Origin of the sequence: Kibdelosporangium banguiense (assembly GCF_017876405.1) — a bacterium.
GTDB classification, from domain to species: Bacteria; Actinomycetota; Actinomycetes; order Mycobacteriales; family Pseudonocardiaceae; genus Kibdelosporangium; species Kibdelosporangium banguiense.
This window is the reverse complement of record NZ_JAGINW010000001.1, coordinates 12,425,649-12,442,565: the sequence shown is the minus strand read 5'-3', so window position 1 is coordinate 12,442,565 and position 16,917 is coordinate 12,425,649. Positions and strand designations below refer to the sequence as shown.

The following is a 16,917-nucleotide window of genomic DNA, read 5'->3' as shown; positions in this document are numbered from 1 at the left end:
GCAGGTCGGAGTGGTCCAATGCCGGACACCGAAGTCATGCGCTCAACCCGTAGATCCGTCATATCCGTACTGTCCGCCGCCACCGTCCTCGGCGCGGTGCTGACCGGATGTGGCACAGAGTCATCTCCCTCTACTCCGCAGGGGGATCCGAATGCTCCGCTCGAGGTCTGGACCCGGAGTCAGGAGTCGGCTGCAAAGGTTTACACCAGGATATTCGAAGAGTTCACCAAGAAGACCGGGGTCAAGGTCGAATACAAGGCCGTCTTCAACGACTTCGACAAGCAGATCCAGCAGCGGGCCTCCGCCAAGGACCTGCCCGACCTGGTCATCACCGACACCGGCTCGCTCGGGGTGTTCACCCAGCAGGGCCTGGTCGGCGAGGTCGATCGCGCCTCCTTCGCAGGTGGCGGGGATGTCAGCGACCGGGCCTGGGGCAACGCGAAGACCTCGGACGGCAAGTACCACGCGGTGCCGTGGTCCACGCAGGCCAACGTCACGCTGATCCGCAAGGACTGGCGGGAGAAGCTCGGCAAGCCTGTGCCCAAGACCCACGAGGAGCTGCTGGACCTCGCCAAGGCCTTCACGACGCAGGACCCGGACGGCAACGGCCAGGCCGACACCTACGGCATCCTCGCCCCGGCCACCACCGACCGCGGGTACACCCTGTGGTGGGCGTCGAACTTCCTCTGGCAGGGCGGCGGCGACGTGCTCAAGGACAACGGCGGCGGCAAGTTCTCGGTCGCCATCGACTCGCCGGAGAGCCAGAAGTCCGTCGAGTGGATCCGTGGCCTGTTCTGCGACAGCAAGGTGATGAACCCGAACGCGCTCACACTGACCACCACCGACGCGCACCCGCTGTTCGAGACCGGCAAGGTCGGCATCTACACCACGGGCCCGTACATGTTCAGCCGGTTCGACAAGAACCTGGGCAAGGACAAGTATGAGGTCATCGCCTCGCCCAAGGGGCCGGGCGGCGACACCGTGCTCGGTGAGGGCGAGGACATGTACATCATGGCTGCTTCGCCCAACCCGTCCGGGCAGAAGAAACTCGTCGAGTACATGCTCACGCCGGAGGCCCAGCAGATGGGCATGAAGGTGCAGTCCGGCGAGACCCCGGTGGTCCGTCTGCCGGTGAACAAGAACGTCAGCGTCAAGGACGTGCTCAAGGACCCGCGCTGGGACACCACGCAGGCGGTCTACGAGTCCTCCGCCCGGCCGTTCCCGGCGGTACCGAACTTCCAGCCGTTGCGCCAGAAGACCTCCGAGACGCTGAGCAAGATCTTCACCTGCGGCCCGGACGCCAAGGCCGAACTGGGCAAACTGGCCGGTGAGCTGAAGAAGGAGCTGTCCACGCAGGGTATTTCGCAGTGACGGTTGCCCGCGAAGCAGCCGCCGTCCCGGGTGCGACCACACCCACCCGGGACGGCGGCATCACCGTGCGTCCGCCCCGGCGGGGCAGGAACTGGCACCGGCACCTGATCCCGTGGCTGTTCCTGCTGCCCGCGCTGGTGTTGTTCCTGTACTTCAAGTTCATCCCGATGGCCGAGGGCATCCGGCTGAGCCTGTACAAGGTGCAGCCGTTCCTCGGCGACGTGTTCATCGGGATGGACAACTACGCCACGGTCCTGGACGACACCGCCTTCCAGGAGGCCGCCCAGCACACCGTGGTCCTGGCGTTCGGCCAGACCTTCGGGTCGATGATCGTCGGGTTCTTCCTGGCGTTGCTGCTCGAGGGCCAGGCCAAGTCGCTGTGGTTCGTGCGTTCGGCGGTGTTCCTGCCGGTCGTGGCGGCCACGGCGGTCGTCGGTGAGATCTGGCGGGTGCTGTACTTCCCTGACCCCAACGGTTTCCTCAACGAACTGCTGTCGTGGGTCGGTGCCGGGCCGTCGACGTTCCTCGATCATCCGGACACCGCGCTGACGTCGGTCATGGTGGTCGGCATCTGGAAGCACGCGCCCTACGACATGGTGCTGATCCTCGCGGGCCTCGCTGGGATCGACCGGGAGCAGTACGAAGCCGCGGCCATCGACGGCACCAACGTCTTCCAACGCCTGTGGTACGTCACGCTGCCCGCGTTGCGCCCTGTGGTCACGATCCTGCTGACCCTGGCGGCCATCCGTGGCCTGCGGGTGTTCACGGAGGTGTACGTGCTGACCGGCGGTGGACCGGCCGGGGCGACTTCCGTGTGGATGACGACCGTGTTCTCCCGTGGTTTCGAGAAGAACGACATCGGCGTGGCGTCGGCCGCATCGGTCATGCTGTTCCTGGTGACATTCCTGCTCACGGTGATCGTGCAGGTCTGGCGCCGGTCCAGGGAGGCGAGATGAGTAGCCGCAGCCCAGGCGTGACCTCGAGGCTGGATACCGCACTGGGGTGGTCGACCGCGCGCAACGCCTGGTACAGCAAGGGAATCCGGGCTGTGCTGTGCGTGCTGGCGATCCTGGTCTTCACCGGGCCGCTGATCACCGTGATCTCCGGCGCTTTCGACGTCAACCGGGATCCGACCCAGGTATCGTTGTGGCCGAACAACCCCACGATGACGAACTTCGCCGAGGCCGGCGAGAAGAACATCTGGGGCTACTTCTTCAACTCGCTGGTGATCGCCGGCGGGGCGCTGCTGCTGCAGCTGCTCGTCAGCGTGTTCGCGGCGTACGCCATGGCGCGCAAGCGTTTCCGTGGACAGGCCATCGTCCTGCTGCTGATTCTGACCACGATGATGCTGCCCGAGGAGGTCATCGCGATCCCGTTGTCACTGGTGGTCGGCGACCTGCCGGTGGTCGGCCTGAATCTGCGGGGCACCCTCGCGGGCGTGATCCTTCCCTTGGGCGCGTGGGGGTTCTCCATCTTCGTGATGACGGAGTTCATGAAGGAGATCCCGGTCGAGCTGGAAGAGGCGGCCAAAGTGGACGGTGCGGGTGAGCTGCGGGTGTTCTGGCAGATCATCCTGCCGTTGTGCAGGCCCGCGCTCGCCGTGATCGCGGTGTTCGGCTTCAACATGATCTGGGACCAGTACCTGCTGCCCCGGATCGTGGCCAACGACCCGTCGGACTACACGCTGACCGTGGCGCTGGCCGACCTGCGGTCGGATATCGAGGTGGGGCCGGGCATCGTGCTCGCCGGCGCGTTGCTCGCGCTGGTGCCCAGCCTCGTGGTGTACCTGTCGCTGCAGAAGTCGTTCCTGCGTGGGATAACCACAGGTGCGGTCAAGGGTTGATCGCCGGTGAGGAGATTGAGGTCGGGTATGCAACTGGATGGAGTGCTGTTCTTCCCGGTGACCCCGTTCGACACTGCCGGTGCGGTGGCCGAGGACGTGCTGGCCGAGCACGTCAAGCACGGCGTCGCCGCGGGGCCCGGCGGGGTCTTCGTGGCGTGCGGCACCGGCGAGTTCAACGCGCTGAGCGTGGACGAGTTCGAACGGGTCGTCTCGGTCGCGGTCGGCGCCACGGCGGGCCGGGTGCCGGTTTTCGCCGGCGCGGGCGGGCCGTTGCCGATCGCCAAGCGGTTCGCCGAGGTGGCCCGTGGCGCCGGGGCGGACGGCTTGCTGCTGCTGCCGCCTTATCTGGTTTCCTCGCCACAAGCCGGTCTGGTGCGGTTTGTCGAGGAGGTGAGCCAGGCAGGCGATCTGCCCACGATCGTCTACCAACGTAACAATGCTGTGTTCACCCCGGAGTCGGCCGTAGAGGTCGCCTGCCTGCCGAATGTCGTCGGCCTGAAGGACGGGCTCGGTGACATAGACCAGATGCAGCGCATCGTGCTCACCGTCCGGTCTCAAGTGGACAAGCCGTTCCAGTTCTTCAACGGCCTGCCCACGGCCGAGCTGACTGTGCCTGCGTACCGCGGCATCGGCGTGGAGCTGTACTCCTCGGCGGTGTTCTGCTTCGCGCCGGACATCTCGCTCGGCTTCTACAAGGCCGTCACGTCCGGCGACACCACGCTGGCCAATCGCCTGCTCACGGACTTCTACCTGCCGTTGGTCCAGCTGCGGGACAAGGTCCCCGGTTACGCCGTGTCCCTGGTCAAGGCCGCTGTGGTCAGGACCGGGCTTCAGGCCGGCGGTGTCCGGCCACCGCTCACCGACCCGTCACCCGAACATCTCCAGGAACTGGACCGGATCATCGCCGCCGGTCGTGCCGCTTTGGAGGGCTGAGAGTGAAGATCACCCGAATTGACCTGACCCCGGTCGCGTTCGCCGACCCGCCCCTGCTGAACTCCGCCGGTGTGCACGAGCCCTGGGCGCTGCGCACGATCGTGGAAGTGCACACCGACGAAGGGATCTCCGGGCTGGGGGAGACCTACGGCGACCTCGCGCACATCGAACGACTGAAAACCGTTGTGCCGTCCCTGATCGGGCTCGACGTGTTCGCGCTCGGCCTGATGCACAAGCGGGTCGGCGAATCGCTCGGCGGGCAGACGGGCGAGGACACACATGGGCTGACCGGGCAGTTCTCCGCGCCCGGCACAGTCGACCGGGTCTACTCGCCGTTCGAGGTCGCCTGCCTGGACATCCAGGGGCGGGCGATCGGCCGTCCGGTGGTGGACCTGCTCGGCGGCAAGGTCCGCGAAACCGTGCCGTACAGCGCCTATCTGTTCTACAAGTGGGCCGGGCACCCCGGTGCTCCGGACGACCAGTGGGGCGAGGCGATCGATCCGGCCGGTGTCGTGGCCCAGGCGCGGCAGCTGATCGACGAGTACGGCTTCAAGTCGATCAAACTCAAGGGCGGGGTCTTCCCGCCGGAGCAGGAGATCGAGGCGATCAAGGCGCTGCGGGAGGCGTTCCCGGACACGCCGCTGCGGCTGGACCCGAACGCGGCCTGGACGCCGGCCACCGGCATCAAGGTCGCCAAACAGCTGGACGGCATCGTCGAGTACCTCGAGGACCCGTCGCCGGAGATCGAGGGCATGGCCGAGGTCGCCGCGTCCGCGCCGATGCCGTTGGCCACCAACATGTGCGTGGTCTCCTTCGAGCACCTGGCGCCCTCGGTGAAGGTGAACGCGGTCCAGGTCATCCTGTCCGACCACCACTACTGGGGCGGGCTGAGGCGGTCGGCGCACCTGGCCATGATCTGCCGGACCTTCGGTATCGGCCTGTCGATGCACTCCAACTCGCACCTGGGCATCAGCCTGGCGGCGATGACGCATCTGGCCGCGGCGACACCGAACCTGACCTACGCCTGCGACACGCACTACCCGTGGAACGCGGCCGACGATGTTGTCGCCCCCGGTGCGCTGTCCTTTGTGGATGGATCGCTGGCAGTGCCGCCCGGCCCCGGGCTGGGTGTGGAGCTGGACCGTGACGTGCTGGCCCGCCTGGCGGAGAACTACCGGAACTGCGGGATCACCAAGCGCAACGACACCGGGTACATGCAGAAGTTCGACCCGAGCTACGAGATGAGGCGTCCGCGTTGGTGAAGACTGTCGCTCACGTCTATCCCTGGGATGTCGTGGGAGATCCCGCCGCCGCACAGCGGTACGCGGAGCTCGGTGTGGACGCGGTCGCGTTGGCGGCCTCGTACCATACCGTTCGGGCCGCGACCCCGCTTCACCCGGAACACCGGCTGATCGACGCCCGGCACGCGGCGTTCTATCTGCCGGTGCGTGAGGAAGCGTGGCAGGGCAAGCGATTGCGCCCGGCCGAACCGAGCTGGGTCGCTGCGGATTCGTACCGCGCAGCACGCGACGCACTGAAGGCAGCCGGGCTGCCGGTGTACGCCTGGACGGTGCTCACGCACTCCAGCCGGCTGGGCGACCTGCACCCGGATGTCACGGTCGTGAACGCGTTCGGCGACCGTTACCCGTACGCGTTGTGCCCCTCCAACCAGGATGTGGTGGAGTACTGCCGGACGCTGGTCGAGGAGATCATCAAGGTCGGCCAGCCGGACGGGATCATTCTCGAGGCGTGCGGCGCGCTCGGCTTCGTGCACGGCGGGCACCACGAGAAGACCGAAGGCGCCGACTGGGACCCAGCGCGCCAGAAGCTGCTGTCGATATGTTTCTGTGCTGGGTGCACGGCCAGGTACGAGGACGCCGACGGCCTTCGCGCACAGATCCGCGCTGAGGATCAGAACGTCGAGCTGCCCGGTTGGGTTGCCGACGCCCGTACCAGCGTGGCGGCTGACCTGCGCAAACTCCTGGTCACGCGGATACGGGAGCTGGCGCCGGACATCCGCGTGATCGTGCACGCCAACTCCGACCCTTGGGCCACCGGTCCGTTCGCGACAGTCGCCCCGCAGGTCGGCGTCGAAGTCGACGCCCTGGTGGCGATGGCCTGGCCAGGCCCGGACGCCAGCGCTCCCAACATCCGCGCCCTGCGCAAGATCGCGCCGGACACCCGGATCGCGGGATACGTGCTGGCCCTGCCGCCCAAGCCGGCCGATGGCGCCGCCATGCTCGCCGAGATGCGGGCCCTGGCCGAGGAAGGCGTCGAGGAATTCCACCTCTACCACGCCGGCCTCGCCTCGGCGGCGCGGTTGGATGCGATCCGTGATGCTGTGTCAGCGTTGCGTGCAACCTGAGTGGTGAGTCGTTCCGTCTCTGGAGCATGAGACGCCTAGCGACAGTCGGAGCCAGTGTCGTCCTGCTCGCACTGAGTGCCGCGTGTGGTGCCCAGACGGCACCTGGCTCCGCCCCACCACCCCAGTCCCAGTCCGAGTTGCCCAGCGAGACCCCACCGGCCGACCCGTCACTGCCCGGTGAGGTGCCTGGCGGCGCCAAACTGGTGACGAAACTCGACGCGGCCAAGCTGCCCGAGGGCTACCCACGCAAAGTGTGGACCGAGGGCGACGGCTCCAGAATCGGCCTGACCGCCCAGGAAGGCGGCTGCGGCAGAGCCAGCGTCGAGATCACCGACCAGCACAGCCCGGACAAACTCGTGCTCACCCTCGTCGAGACCACGCCGGCCGCCGAAATGATGTGCACCATGGACATGCGGTACCCGGCCTTCACCGTGGCGCTGAACGCCCCACTCGGTGAGCGCACAGTCGTCCTGGACTACCAGCAGCGCAAGAGCTGAAAGGTCTTCGTGCCCGGCCGGTCATGCCCCGACCGGCCGGGCACCTGCGCTGTTGTATGCCCCCAAAGTGGCTTTCGGAGCACTGGATGCCCCCAACGCCACTTTGGGGGCATAACTCTCCACGCTGGCATAACTAAATCTCGTCCTCAGCGATACCCCTGGTGAGGGGATGTCTGCTGAGGGAGAGGGTCACCATGGCGATGCTGGTGATCGAAGGGACCTATCGGATCAGTGGGACGCGGCCGGATGGCGACTCCGTCCGGTTCTATCCGCATGATGTTCTGGACTGGGGCAAGGTCGAAGGGGTGCACAAGGTCCAGCGCAACAAGGGCGGTGGAGCGCAGTTGCGGCTGGACGGGATCGACGCGCTGGAGACGCATTTTCTGACCAGGGTGGGGGAGACTCGGCAGCCGCCCCGGTTCGCCAATGCGGCCGCGGGGGAGTTGCTGGACTTTCTGGGGTTCAACGAGGTTCTGCGCAGTGAGCGGGATGGCACGGTGACTGCGTGCGAACCCTTGCAGGTGCCGGGTTTTGTCCTTACGCGTACGGCCGATGTTCATGGTCGGTGTGTGGCGTTCGCGGGACGGGGGCCGGCGCCTGGCCGGAGTGGGACGCGGATTCATGTCGATGTCAGCATGGTGCAGCGAACTGCGAACTACTACCAGTTGACGCGTGGGCTGGCGTATCCGACGTTCTACCGCAAACTTTTCCCGGATCTGCGGACTGCGTTGTCCGAGGCGGCGAAAACCGCCAGGGCTGAGCAGGTGGGCTTGTGGCCCAAGGATGTCACGCAGTCGGGGGCGGCTGTCGTCCGGCCGCGGTCGCTGACCGAAGAGCAGATTCTGTTGCCGAAGCTGTTCCGGCGGCTCGCGGAGTACCTGGCGCTGGGGGACGGCGATCTGTCGCTGGCTGGGTTCCTGGATTTCCTTGACCAGAAGGACGATCGGCTGTTCATCGTCTCCACCGGGCACTGGACGAGCTTCGACACGATCGTCCAGGTCTCCGACGACAACACCGTGAAACTCACAGTGCCGCCGGAAGACCTTATTTTCGAGGAGAAGTAACCGCCTGCGCGATCGCGACCTGCATGGGCTGGAGCACGTTCTCGCCGTCTTCGATGTCCCACAAACAGTTCTGCAACGCGCGGCCGAGAGTCCAGGCGGCCGCACGCTGCCTGTCCAGGCCGAGGGTTTCGGTCATCAGGTCGAAACGCCAGCGTACGGCTCGCGGAACATCGCCTGTCGCGACGATGTCGTCCCAGCGGTTGTCCAATGTGGGCATTATGTCGAAGCCTGGGTCGCCGGCCAGGGGCTTCGGGTCGATGGCCAGCCATGGTTCGCGGTCGGCCGCCAGCACGTTGTCGTAGTGCAGATCCCAGTGCAGCAGGCGATCGCCGGGTTCGTCCAGGACCTCCTCGACCGCCGCGGCCCACTTCATGAGCAGCTTCTGCTCAGCGGGATCGGACAGCCGGCCGACGGCCTTGGGTGTGTCCGCCACCATTTGAGCGGCGATGTCCTTGAGATGCCGCATTCCGGGCGGGGCTGGGACGACCACCAGACGGGCCAGCAGATCGGCCAGGATACGAGTCGCCTCGCGGTCGTCCTCGACTGTCGACAGTGTCCGGTCGCCGTGCAGCCGCTCCAGCAGCATAGCTCCTGTGTCCTGGTCGTGGTCGAGCAGCCGCACAATGCCTTCGCCGTCCCAGATTCGCAGGCCGACCGGCTCGCTCTCGTGCTCCCAGTCAACCGGCTGCAGCTTCAGCGCGGCGGGCACGCCGTCGGCCTGGATCACTGGCAGGACAAGGGAGACAACGCCGTGCATGGGCTCCCCGTCGAGGGTGAGCCGCCACTGGTCCAGCATGCGCTCAGCCAGCCCGGGCAGGCCGTTCGCCCACTTCTCACCGAAGTTCTCCCGGAGGAACCTGGTCAGCACTGCGGGCACGGTGATCACGGGTGCCATGCTTGCGCACCCGTGACCCGCGGGGAAAGCGATTTTCTACTTGCGGAAGGAGATCTGCAGCGTCGGTGCCGAGGTCGCGGCGAAGAAGTCGTTGCCCTTGTCGTCCACCACGATGAACGCGGGGAAGTCCTCCACCTCGATCTTCCACACCGCTTCCATGCCGAGTTCCGGGTACTCCAGCACGTCGACCTTGCGGATGCAGTCCTTGGCCAGCCGCGCGGCCGGGCCGCCGATCGAGCCGAGGTAGAAGCCGCCGTGCGCCTGGCACGCGTCGGTCACCTGCTTGGAGCGGTTTCCCTTGGCCAGCATGACCTGTGAGCCACCGGCCGCCTGGAACTGCTCCACATAGGAATCCATCCGGCCCGCGGTGGTCGGTCCGAACGAGCCGGACGCGTAGCCCTCGGGTGTCTTGGCCGGACCGGCGTAGTACACCGGGTGGTCACGCATGTACTGCGGCATCGGCTCGCCCGCGTCCAGCCGCTCCTTGATCTTGGCGTGCGCGATGTCCCGCGCGACCACGAGCGGGCCGGTCAGCGAAAGCCTGGTCTTCACCGGGAGTTTCGACAGCGTCTCGCGGATCTCGGCCATCGGCCGGGTCAGGTCGATCCGGACGACCTCTTCGGACAGCTCCTCACCGTGCACCTCCGGCAGGAACTGAGCCGGGTCCCGCTCAAGCTGTTCGAGGAACACGCCTTCCGCGGTGATCTTCGCCTTGGCCTGCCGGTCGGCCGAGCAGGAGACCGCGACACCGACCGGGCAGGACGCGCCGTGCCGGGGGAGCCGGATCACGCGCACGTCGTGGCAGAAGTACTTGCCGCCGAACTGCGCGCCGATACCGAACTGCCGGGTCATCTCCAGCACCTGCTGCTCCAGGTCGACGTCCCGGAAACCGTGGCCCAGCGGGGAACCCTCCTGCGGCAGGTTGTCCAGGTACCGCGCCGAGGCCAGCTTGGCGACCTTCAGGTTGTGCTCGGCCGACAGACCGCCCACGACGATCGCCAGGTGGTACGGCGGGCACGCGGCCGTGCCGAGGCTGCGCAGCTTCTCGTCGAGGAACTTGGCCAGCCGGTTGGGGTTCAGGACCGCCTTGGTCTCCTGGTACAGGAAGGTCTTGTTGGCGCTGCCGCCACCCTTGGCCATGAACAGGAAGTCGTAACGCGGATCGGTGCCCGGCGCGTTGTAGAGCTCGACCTGTGCGGGCAGGTTCGTGCCGGTGTTGCGCTCGTCCCAGAAGTTCACCGGCGCCATCTGCGAGTAGCGCAGGTTCAGCTCCTGATAGGCCTCGAACACGCCCAGCGACAACGATTGCTCGTCGGCACCGCCGGTCAGCACGCCCTCGGTGCGCTTGCCGATCACGATCGCGGTCCCGGTGTCCTGGCACATCGGCAGCACGCCGCCGGCCGAGATGCACGCGTTGCGCAGCAGGTCCATCGCCACGAACCGGTCGTTGCCGGAGGCCTCCGGGTCGTCCACGATGGCCCTCAGCTGTGCCAGGTGTGACGGACGCAACAGGTGCTGGATGTCCTTGATCGCCTCTTTGGCAAGCAGGGTCAGCACATCCGGGTCGATCTCCAGGAACCGGCGCCCGGCAGCCTCGACGACACGCACGCCGTCCGGCGACACCAGCCGGTACTCGGTGGTGGTGTCCGGGGCGAGCGGGAGCACGTCGGTGTACTGGAACGAAGTGGTGGTCACGCGGGCTCCTTTGCGCGCGGGCATGGGGAACAGGTAAAAGACGTTACCGCCCGGGCGGGAACTCGCTGTGAAGGCGTCACGTTGGATGGGTCACATGAGCGGACGGCGCCGGTACACGCCGGAAAGGCACCAGGAGTACCTGGCGCGGCTGAGCCGCATGGCCGGGCGCCGTGCCGGTGATCAACTCGAACCTGTTCCGGTGCCGTGTCCCCGGGCTACGGGCGAACGGCAAGCCGCGTGGCCGTTTCACCCGGGGAGACGCCGAGGACTGGCTGTTCTGGGTGTTGCTCGGCTGGATCACACCATTGGCTGGTTTGGTCTTCGCGGTTGAGCCGAAGGTGCGGGTGTACGGCGCGGACGCCGACGTGCTGTCAGTGCAATGGATGCGCAGCTTCGAGACTCTCACCCGCATGACTTACACGATCGTGACGGCCGGAAGGGTTGCCGTCGCCGTCAAAACCTTGGCCGAGCCGGAAATCCTGTGGCAGAGCGAGATCGACCGGATGTGGGTGGTCGGCAGTGACCGCCGGACGTTGCTGTGGGCTGGATTTCCCGGACGGCTCCCGCGTCGCCATCCCGCTCGAGCGCGACTGGATCGCTCCAGTCCGCGCTCTGATGCTGGACCGCCCGTCACAAGGCGACGAGATCGCACCCCTGTGATCCCGTCACCTGTGACGTGCGGAACTGGCCCCCAGTTTTGCTGAACTCGACCCCTGTGATGCTGGTCCGAGACCAGCGCGCCCAGCGCTGGTTCTTGAGGAGCTCGCACCGTGGGGTCTGGGGGGCTCGGCCCCCCAACATCATCGAAGTCGACCTGGTCCGCGCTTTCCGCGGACAAGAGTCGCCGGAGACTTCGAGAGGCCGCGCCAGCCCCCGACCGCCGCGACCTCCCGGGGAAAGCGATTACAACAGGTCATCGACCGTATGCATCGCGTAGTGGTGTGACTTGACTCACGTCAACTTGCGTAGGCGCGGAGCTTCTCCGCACGCTCGCCCTGGCGGAGCTTGGACATGACCTCACGCTCGATCTGGCGGACACGCTCGCGGGAGAGCCCGAAGCGCTTGCCGATCTGGTCGAGGGTCCTGGGCTGGCCGTCGTCGATGCCGTAGCGCAGCCGGATGACGTGCTGCTCACGCTCGTCGAGCGTGGCGAGCACCCGGCGCAGGTCGTCCTGCAACAGACCGGAGATGACCGCGCCCTCGGCGTCGGTCGCCTCGGAATCCTCGATGAAGTCGCCCAGCGGGGCGTCTTCCTCGGCGCCGACCGGCATGTCCAGGCTTACCGGGTCGCGGGCGTGATCCAGCAGGTCGGAGACCTTGTTCGGGCTCAGCCCGGACTCCTTGGCCAGCTCGTCGGTGGTGGCCTCGCGGCCCAGCTGCTGGTGCAGGTCACGCTTGATCCTGGCCAGCTTGTTGACCTGCTCCACCAGGTGGACCGGCAGCCGGATGGTGCGGCCCTGGTCGGCCATGCCACGCGTGATGGCCTGGCGGATCCACCACGTGGCGTACGTGGAGAACTTGAAGCCCTTGGTGTAGTCGAACTTCTCGACCGCACGGATGAGGCCCAGGTTGCCCTCCTGGATCAGGTCCAGCAGCGGCATGCCGCGGCCGGTGTAGCGCTTGGCCAGCGAGACCACGAGCCGCAGGTTCGCTTCGAGCAGGTGGTTCTTGGCCACGTGCCCGTCGCGCACCAGCGACCTGAGGTCCATCTTGCGCTGCGCGGAGAGCTGCGGGTTGGTCTCGGCCATGTGCTGCGCGAAGACTCCGGCCTCGATCCGCTTGGCGAGCTCGACCTCTTCGGCGGCGGTCAGCAGTGCCGTCTTGCCGATCCCGTTGAGGTACACGCGGACCAAGTCGGCCGCTGGTCCCTGTGCGTCGAGATCCAACTCAGTTGCTGCTTCGGGGACCTCACGGTCCACCGACTGCGGGACGGTCATCGGACTCCCTCCCCCTGTCTCGGGCTGGCTGTCATTCGTGTCGCATACCCACGAACCTCGGTCCGTCTTTCAGACCGTGCCGCCCGTTGGCTGGACACTAGAGAAAACGTGGCCCGATCGAGATTCGTTCCCGCTTTCTCAAACTTGAAGACGTCGCAGTCGAGCCGGCGGTTGCGCCTGGGAGCCTGAGATATTCCTAAGAGACAGCTACTGTCCACAGTGGCTGAGAAGTTCCTTAGATTTCCACCAGGACGGTGAACGGTCCGTCGTTCACGCTCGTTACTTCCATCATGGCCCCGAATTCGCCGGTTTCGACATGAGCGCCCCGGGCACGCAACGCCGTGACCACAGCGCTGACAAGTGGTTCGGCTTGTTCCGGGCGGGCCGCATGGATCCATGACGGGCGCCGACCCTTAAGGGTTTCCCCGTAGAGGGTGAACTGACTGACCACAAGCAGTGGCGCACCGGAAGTGGCGCATGACTCCTCGTCGCGGAGAATGCGGAGCTCATGCAGTTTCCGCGCCATCCGGTCCGCCTTTTCGGGCGTGTCCAGCGTATGCACGCCCAGCAATACCAAAAGGCCTGGCTGCGTGATCGCGCCGGTCACGCGACCGTCCACAGTCACACTCGCGCTCGTCACGCGCGCCGCCACTGCCCTCACGCGGGCACCAGCATCCCGTGTCGCACAAGCTCATCGACCAACGGCAACGCGGCGACGACCAGTGCGTCAGTGGCAACGCCGTGTGCTGCTGCCAACAGTTCCAGCAGGTCGCCCAATGGCAACGCGCCGCTGCAACCGGCCAGTAGGGCACGAACCAGTTCGTCGATCTCGTGCTGCCAGCCAGGTCCGTCCGTGCGGTGCAACCGCCGTACGACGGCCTCCCAGCCCTCGTCGCCGGAGGCCGAGACCTCTTCCAGCACCACGGAATCCGCGACCCTCAGGTGCGCGCGCAACAGTGCGTCGGGTGACGAATGTGCTCGCAGCCAGTCGATCCGGTCCAACCAGCCCGCCGCCTCCGGGCCAAGCGGGTCGTCGAAGGCGTGCCGCAGGTCCTCGCAGACGATCCGGGGCTCGCTGTCGGTCCGGCGGATCGTGACGAATCCAAACCCGACACCGGCGACCTTGTTCTCGGCGAACCAGTCCAGCCAGGCCGAGGCCCGCGCCGAGCCCTCGGGGGAGCGCGGGTCGATGCCCGCGTCGCGCAGCCAGGTTCCTACGTAGAGATCCGGGTCGGCTACATCGCGTTGCACGAACCACGCGTCCACCCCGCCCGGCAGCCAGGCGGTCACGCGTTCGTCCCAATCCCGGCCAGGAAGATGCAGCCACGACGCCAGCAACTGGCCGACGCCCCCACGTGCCAGGTACTCAGGCAACGCGGCGACGACGAGCGCGCTCGCGTCGTCGCCCGCGAGACCTGAATCACGATAGGTGTAGTCGACGCGTGACGGTCCGACGACAAACGGCGGGTTGCACACCACCTGGTCGAAACGGCGTCCCGCCATGGGTTCGAACCACGTGCCCTGCCGCGTCTCGACGTCCAGACCGTTGATGCTGAACGTCGCTCGGGCCAGAGAAAGGGCACGAGGGGACAAATCGGTCGCGGTGATGCGCTGTGCGTGCCTGCTGGCGTGCAACGCCTGAACGCCGCAACCCGTGCCCAGGTCAAGCACTGAACCGACCGGACGCCGGATAGTGGCGCGCGCGAGGCTCAAGGACGCGTGCCCGACGCCGAGCACGTGGTCGGCAGGCACCTGGCCGCCGAGCAGATCGGAGTCCAGATCCGCGAACACCCACCACGAACCCTGGTCGTCGCCGTACGGGCGAACGTCCAAACCCGCGCGCACGTCGTCGCCGTCCACACGCACGACGCCGGTCGAGACGGACTCCGGCCACGGCAGGATCGCGCGGACCTCACGTTCGGGCAGCGTGTCGCCCAGCAGGAACAGCCTGATCAGGCTGCCCAGTGCGCCACTGTCGCGGGCCGCCCGGCGAGCGGGCTCCGGCTCGCCGCGACCGAGCGCGGCGTGTGCTGAATCACCTAGCAGGCGCAGGACACCGTCAGCGTCGTAGCCGGCGCGCTCGAAAGCGTCTCGCAAAACGGCGCAGAACTCTGGCGAAAGATCATCGGCCACGGGCGAATACTTCCACGGTCAGGGCCTGGTGTCGCTTCGGGTACAGCGTGACATGATGGAGGTGGAGGTGGTGTCGTGAACAACCCCAAGGAAGACGACACCCCGGTTCTCATCACCGAGGCTGCGCCGTCGTTCGAAGAACAGCACGCCGCGCGCAAACGCAAGTACATCACCATGATGATGTTGCGTTTCCCCTGCATCATCCTGGCGCTGATCTTCAGCGGGACCTGGTGGCTGGCACTGGGGTTCCTGCTGTTGTCGATCCCGTTGCCGTGGGCGGCCGTGCTGATCGCCAACGACCGCCCACCGAAGAAGGCCGAACGAGTCAGCCGTTACCGCCGTCGCCAGGGCGAGCTGTCCGCGCACGCGGTCGAACGGTCCGAGCACACCGTCATCGAGGGATAGCGCCGATCCCGCCGACGACTTTCGTCGCCGCGCTCACCCCTGCGCGCAGCGCGGCGTCCGGCTCGTCGCCGGCCAGCCACGCGGTGAGGAAACCGGCGTTGAAGGCGTCGCCGGCCCCGGTCGAGTCCACACAGGACACTGGCTCGGCCGGGACGGACACCGTTGTGGTGCGGTCGATCCAGCTCGCGCCTGCCGGCCCGGCGGTGGCCGCGACCAGACCGACGTAGTCCAGCAGGTCATGCTCACGTGACAGGTGTTCCAGCTCGTCCTCGTTGGGCAGCAACAGATCGACACCCCGGATCCACTCCAGGAACGCACCCGGGTCGGGGATCAGCGCGGCGGACTGCGGGTCCACGGACGTGGTGAGCCCGTTGTCCCTGGCGGCCTTCAGCATCGCCAGACCGGCATCCCGGGACGTCGGGTCGAGCAGGACGTACCCGGACAAGTGCATATGCCGTGCCGAGGCCACCAGTTCCGGGCGCAGATCCTCCGGCCGCAGCCACGCACCGGCACCGTGGTCGGGCAGTATCGTGCGCTGCCCGCTCTGGTCCACCAGGATGACCACACAGCATGTGGCGGCGTTCGGATCGATGGCCAGTTCGCACTTCACGCCCGCGGCCGCGAGGTTGGCCAGCACCTGGCGCCCGGCCATGTCGTCACCGATCCGCCCCACCAGCACGACGTCTGCGCCCTGGCTGGCCAGCCAGGTGGCGGTGTTCGCGCCGGCACCGCCCATCGTGACGCGGACCTGGGCGCGGGAGTCCCCGCCGTAGACGAGCTCGCCGTTGGGTAGCGCCATTACGTCAAGGCCGGCGTCGCCGACCACCAGGATTGTCACTGCCGAGTCGATTCGGCGCCGGCCAGTTCGACGGCGACCTGGGCCGCGAGCGTGACGTTCGACACGACCAGCGCTTCGTTGGCGTCCAGGCTTACCCCGCCGCTCGCGGTGTGGAAGTGCTCCAGCAGCACCGGCGTGACGTCCCGGCCCTGCACACCCTGGTCCTTGAGCAGCTGGATGCCGTCGGCCAGCAGCCGGTCGTGCAGCTCGCGGTCCATCTCGAACTCCGCGGGGATCGGATTGGCCAGCAGCACCCCGGCCTGCCCGGGGGCCTGCCGGTGAGCCGCGAAGACCTTGGCCGCCTGCGCGGGCGTGTCCACCCGCCAGGACAGCTCATGCTCGGATTCCCGCAGGTAGAACCCGGGGAAGTGGTCAGTCCGATAACCGAGGACCGGCACCGAACGCGTCTCCAGCAACTCGAGGGTGGCCTCGATGTCCAGCACTGACTTCACACCCGAGGACACGATCAGAACCGGTGTTTCGGCCAACGCGTCCAAGTCCGCCGACACATCCCAGGACGTGACCCGCCCGGGCAACGGCAGATGTACGCCACCCAGCCCACCGGTGCCGAACACCCCGATGCCCGCCGCGTGCGCGATCGCCGCCGTGCCGGCCACCGTCGTCGCCCCGTCCTGACCAAGCGCGATCGCCGGCCCAAGATCCCGCCGCGACAGCTTGACCAGGCCAGACTCCGGGTCGCACACCCGGTCCAGCTGCGCCTGCGACAGCCCGGCCCAGACCTTCCCGTCGAGTACGGCGATCGTGGCTGGTACCGCGCCCGCCTCCCGGACCACCGACTCCAGCCGTTGCGCCACCTTGCGGTTGCGGCCCGGCGGCAGACCGTGGGACAGGATGGTGCTCTCCAAGGCCACAACGGCCTGGCCCGCTGCGAGTGCGGCGCGTACTTCATCAGCAATGGCGATACTGGTCACGAGACGCCA

At 67.1% G+C, this 16,917-nt stretch carries 17 protein-coding genes; 10 read left to right on the top strand and 7 right to left on the bottom strand.

The genetic code is table 11. From position 1 onward, the window contains the following. The first annotated feature begins 18 nt into the window (after window positions 1-18). From JOF56_RS55730 to JOF56_RS55695, 8 genes are all read left to right on the top strand, one after another. Entirely contained in the window at window positions 19-1,371 is a 1,353-nt protein-coding gene (locus JOF56_RS55730) for a sugar ABC transporter substrate-binding protein (RefSeq protein WP_209647596.1), read from the top strand. Continuing rightward, the gene (locus JOF56_RS55725) at window positions 1,368-2,327 is read left to right on the top strand and encodes a carbohydrate ABC transporter permease (RefSeq protein WP_209647595.1); all 960 of its coding nucleotides are present in this window, start codon (window positions 1,368-1,370) and stop codon (window positions 2,325-2,327) included. Before JOF56_RS55730 ends, JOF56_RS55725 begins: the two co-directional genes overlap by 4 nt. Next, window positions 2,324-3,214, top strand: coding sequence for a carbohydrate ABC transporter permease (locus JOF56_RS55720; protein WP_245378811.1), 891 nt, complete (start codon window positions 2,324-2,326; stop codon window positions 3,212-3,214). Before JOF56_RS55725 ends, JOF56_RS55720 begins: the two co-directional genes overlap by 4 nt. Before the next feature lie 27 nt (window positions 3,215-3,241). After that, on the top strand, window positions 3,242-4,147 hold the full coding sequence (locus JOF56_RS55715) for a 5-dehydro-4-deoxyglucarate dehydratase (RefSeq protein WP_209647594.1): 906 nt from the start codon (window positions 3,242-3,244) through the stop codon (window positions 4,145-4,147). Between the two features lie 2 nt (window positions 4,148-4,149). Beyond that, window positions 4,150-5,409 (top strand): glucarate dehydratase family protein, encoded by a 1,260-nt coding sequence (locus JOF56_RS55710; RefSeq protein WP_209647593.1) that lies wholly within the window; start codon window positions 4,150-4,152, stop codon window positions 5,407-5,409. Continuing rightward, a complete protein-coding gene (locus JOF56_RS55705; protein ID WP_307855732.1) occupies window positions 5,406-6,512 on the top strand; it encodes a hypothetical protein in 1,107 nt (368 codons plus the stop codon). Before JOF56_RS55710 ends, JOF56_RS55705 begins: the two co-directional genes overlap by 4 nt. 26 nt (window positions 6,513-6,538) lie before the next feature. Then, the gene (locus JOF56_RS55700) at window positions 6,539-7,009 is read left to right on the top strand and encodes a hypothetical protein (RefSeq protein ID WP_209647591.1); all 471 of its coding nucleotides are present in this window, start codon (window positions 6,539-6,541) and stop codon (window positions 7,007-7,009) included. Between the two features lie 194 nt (window positions 7,010-7,203). Then, complete coding sequence (locus JOF56_RS55695; protein ID WP_209647590.1) at window positions 7,204-8,073, top strand: nuclease; 870 nt, start codon at window positions 7,204-7,206, stop codon at window positions 8,071-8,073. On the opposite strand, the gene JOF56_RS55690 is transcribed toward JOF56_RS55695, so the two are convergent. Together JOF56_RS55690 and JOF56_RS55685 are read right to left on the bottom strand one after the other, a co-directional pair. Next, on the bottom strand, window positions 8,054-8,968 hold the full coding sequence (locus tag JOF56_RS55690; protein ID WP_209647589.1) for an aminoglycoside phosphotransferase family protein: 915 nt from the start codon (window positions 8,966-8,968) through the stop codon (window positions 8,054-8,056). The two genes, JOF56_RS55695 and JOF56_RS55690, sit on opposite strands and share 20 nt — an antisense overlap. 36 nt (window positions 8,969-9,004) lie before the next feature. Further along, on the bottom strand, window positions 9,005-10,687 hold the full coding sequence (locus JOF56_RS55685) for a fumarate hydratase (RefSeq protein WP_209647588.1): 1,683 nt from the start codon (window positions 10,685-10,687) through the stop codon (window positions 9,005-9,007). 152 nt (window positions 10,688-10,839) lie between these two features. On the opposite strand from JOF56_RS55685, the gene JOF56_RS55680 reads away from it, so the two are divergent. After that, window positions 10,840-11,367 (top strand): hypothetical protein, encoded by a 528-nt coding sequence (locus JOF56_RS55680; RefSeq protein WP_209647587.1) that lies wholly within the window; start codon window positions 10,840-10,842, stop codon window positions 11,365-11,367. 252 nt (window positions 11,368-11,619) lie between these two features. On the opposite strand, the gene JOF56_RS55675 is transcribed toward JOF56_RS55680, so the two are convergent. The 3 genes from JOF56_RS55675 to JOF56_RS55665 all read right to left on the bottom strand — a co-directional run bounded on the left by JOF56_RS55675 (window position 11,620) and on the right by JOF56_RS55665 (window position 14,733). Further along, window positions 11,620-12,600 (bottom strand): sigma-70 family RNA polymerase sigma factor, encoded by a 981-nt coding sequence (locus JOF56_RS55675; protein WP_209647586.1) that lies wholly within the window; start codon window positions 12,598-12,600, stop codon window positions 11,620-11,622. Window positions 12,601-12,835: 235 nt separating this feature from the next. Beyond that, complete coding sequence (gene dtd, locus JOF56_RS55670; RefSeq protein WP_209647585.1) at window positions 12,836-13,261, bottom strand: D-aminoacyl-tRNA deacylase; 426 nt, start codon at window positions 13,259-13,261, stop codon at window positions 12,836-12,838. Then, window positions 13,258-14,733 carry a DUF7782 domain-containing protein gene (locus tag JOF56_RS55665; RefSeq protein WP_209647584.1) on the bottom strand — a complete coding sequence of 492 codons (1,476 nt, stop codon included), beginning with the start codon at window positions 14,731-14,733 and terminating at the stop codon, window positions 13,258-13,260. The genes dtd and JOF56_RS55665 overlap by 4 nt, the downstream gene beginning before the upstream one ends. 75 nt (window positions 14,734-14,808) lie before the next feature. On the opposite strand from JOF56_RS55665, the gene JOF56_RS55660 reads away from it, so the two are divergent. Continuing rightward, window positions 14,809-15,138 (top strand): DUF3099 domain-containing protein, encoded by a 330-nt coding sequence (locus JOF56_RS55660; RefSeq protein ID WP_209647583.1) that lies wholly within the window; start codon window positions 14,809-14,811, stop codon window positions 15,136-15,138. On the opposite strand, the gene JOF56_RS55655 is transcribed toward JOF56_RS55660, so the two are convergent. Together JOF56_RS55655 and JOF56_RS55650 are read right to left on the bottom strand one after the other, a co-directional pair. Continuing rightward, window positions 15,125-15,976 carry a carbohydrate kinase family protein gene (locus JOF56_RS55655; protein ID WP_209647582.1) on the bottom strand — a complete coding sequence of 284 codons (852 nt, stop codon included), beginning with the start codon at window positions 15,974-15,976 and terminating at the stop codon, window positions 15,125-15,127. The genes JOF56_RS55660 and JOF56_RS55655 overlap by 14 nt on opposite strands. Then, complete coding sequence (locus JOF56_RS55650; RefSeq protein WP_372448349.1) at window positions 15,973-16,908, bottom strand: pseudouridine-5'-phosphate glycosidase; 936 nt, start codon at window positions 16,906-16,908, stop codon at window positions 15,973-15,975. The genes JOF56_RS55655 and JOF56_RS55650 overlap by 4 nt, the downstream gene beginning before the upstream one ends. Window positions 16,909-16,917 lie beyond the last annotated feature (9 nt).

What these genes read in the sequence shown, in the direction of transcription:
- JOF56_RS55685 (WP_209647588.1), bottom strand. Translation starts at nt 10,687, where the DNA reads ATGCCCGCGCGCAAAGGAGCCCGCGTGACCACCACTTCGTTCCAGTAC.
- JOF56_RS55720 (WP_245378811.1), top strand. Translation starts at nt 2,324, where the DNA reads ATGAGTAGCCGCAGCCCAGGCGTGACCTCGAGGCTGGATACCGCACTG.
- JOF56_RS55715 (WP_209647594.1), top strand. Translation starts at nt 3,242, where the DNA reads ATGCAACTGGATGGAGTGCTGTTCTTCCCGGTGACCCCGTTCGACACT.
- JOF56_RS55700 (WP_209647591.1), top strand. Translation starts at nt 6,539, where the DNA reads ATGAGACGCCTAGCGACAGTCGGAGCCAGTGTCGTCCTGCTCGCACTG.
- JOF56_RS55675 (WP_209647586.1), bottom strand. Translation starts at nt 12,600, where the DNA reads ATGACCGTCCCGCAGTCGGTGGACCGTGAGGTCCCCGAAGCAGCAACT.
- JOF56_RS55695 (WP_209647590.1), top strand. Translation starts at nt 7,204, where the DNA reads ATGGCGATGCTGGTGATCGAAGGGACCTATCGGATCAGTGGGACGCGG.
- JOF56_RS55690 (WP_209647589.1), bottom strand. Translation starts at nt 8,968, where the DNA reads ATGGCACCCGTGATCACCGTGCCCGCAGTGCTGACCAGGTTCCTCCGG.
- JOF56_RS55730 (WP_209647596.1), top strand. Translation starts at nt 19, where the DNA reads ATGCCGGACACCGAAGTCATGCGCTCAACCCGTAGATCCGTCATATCC.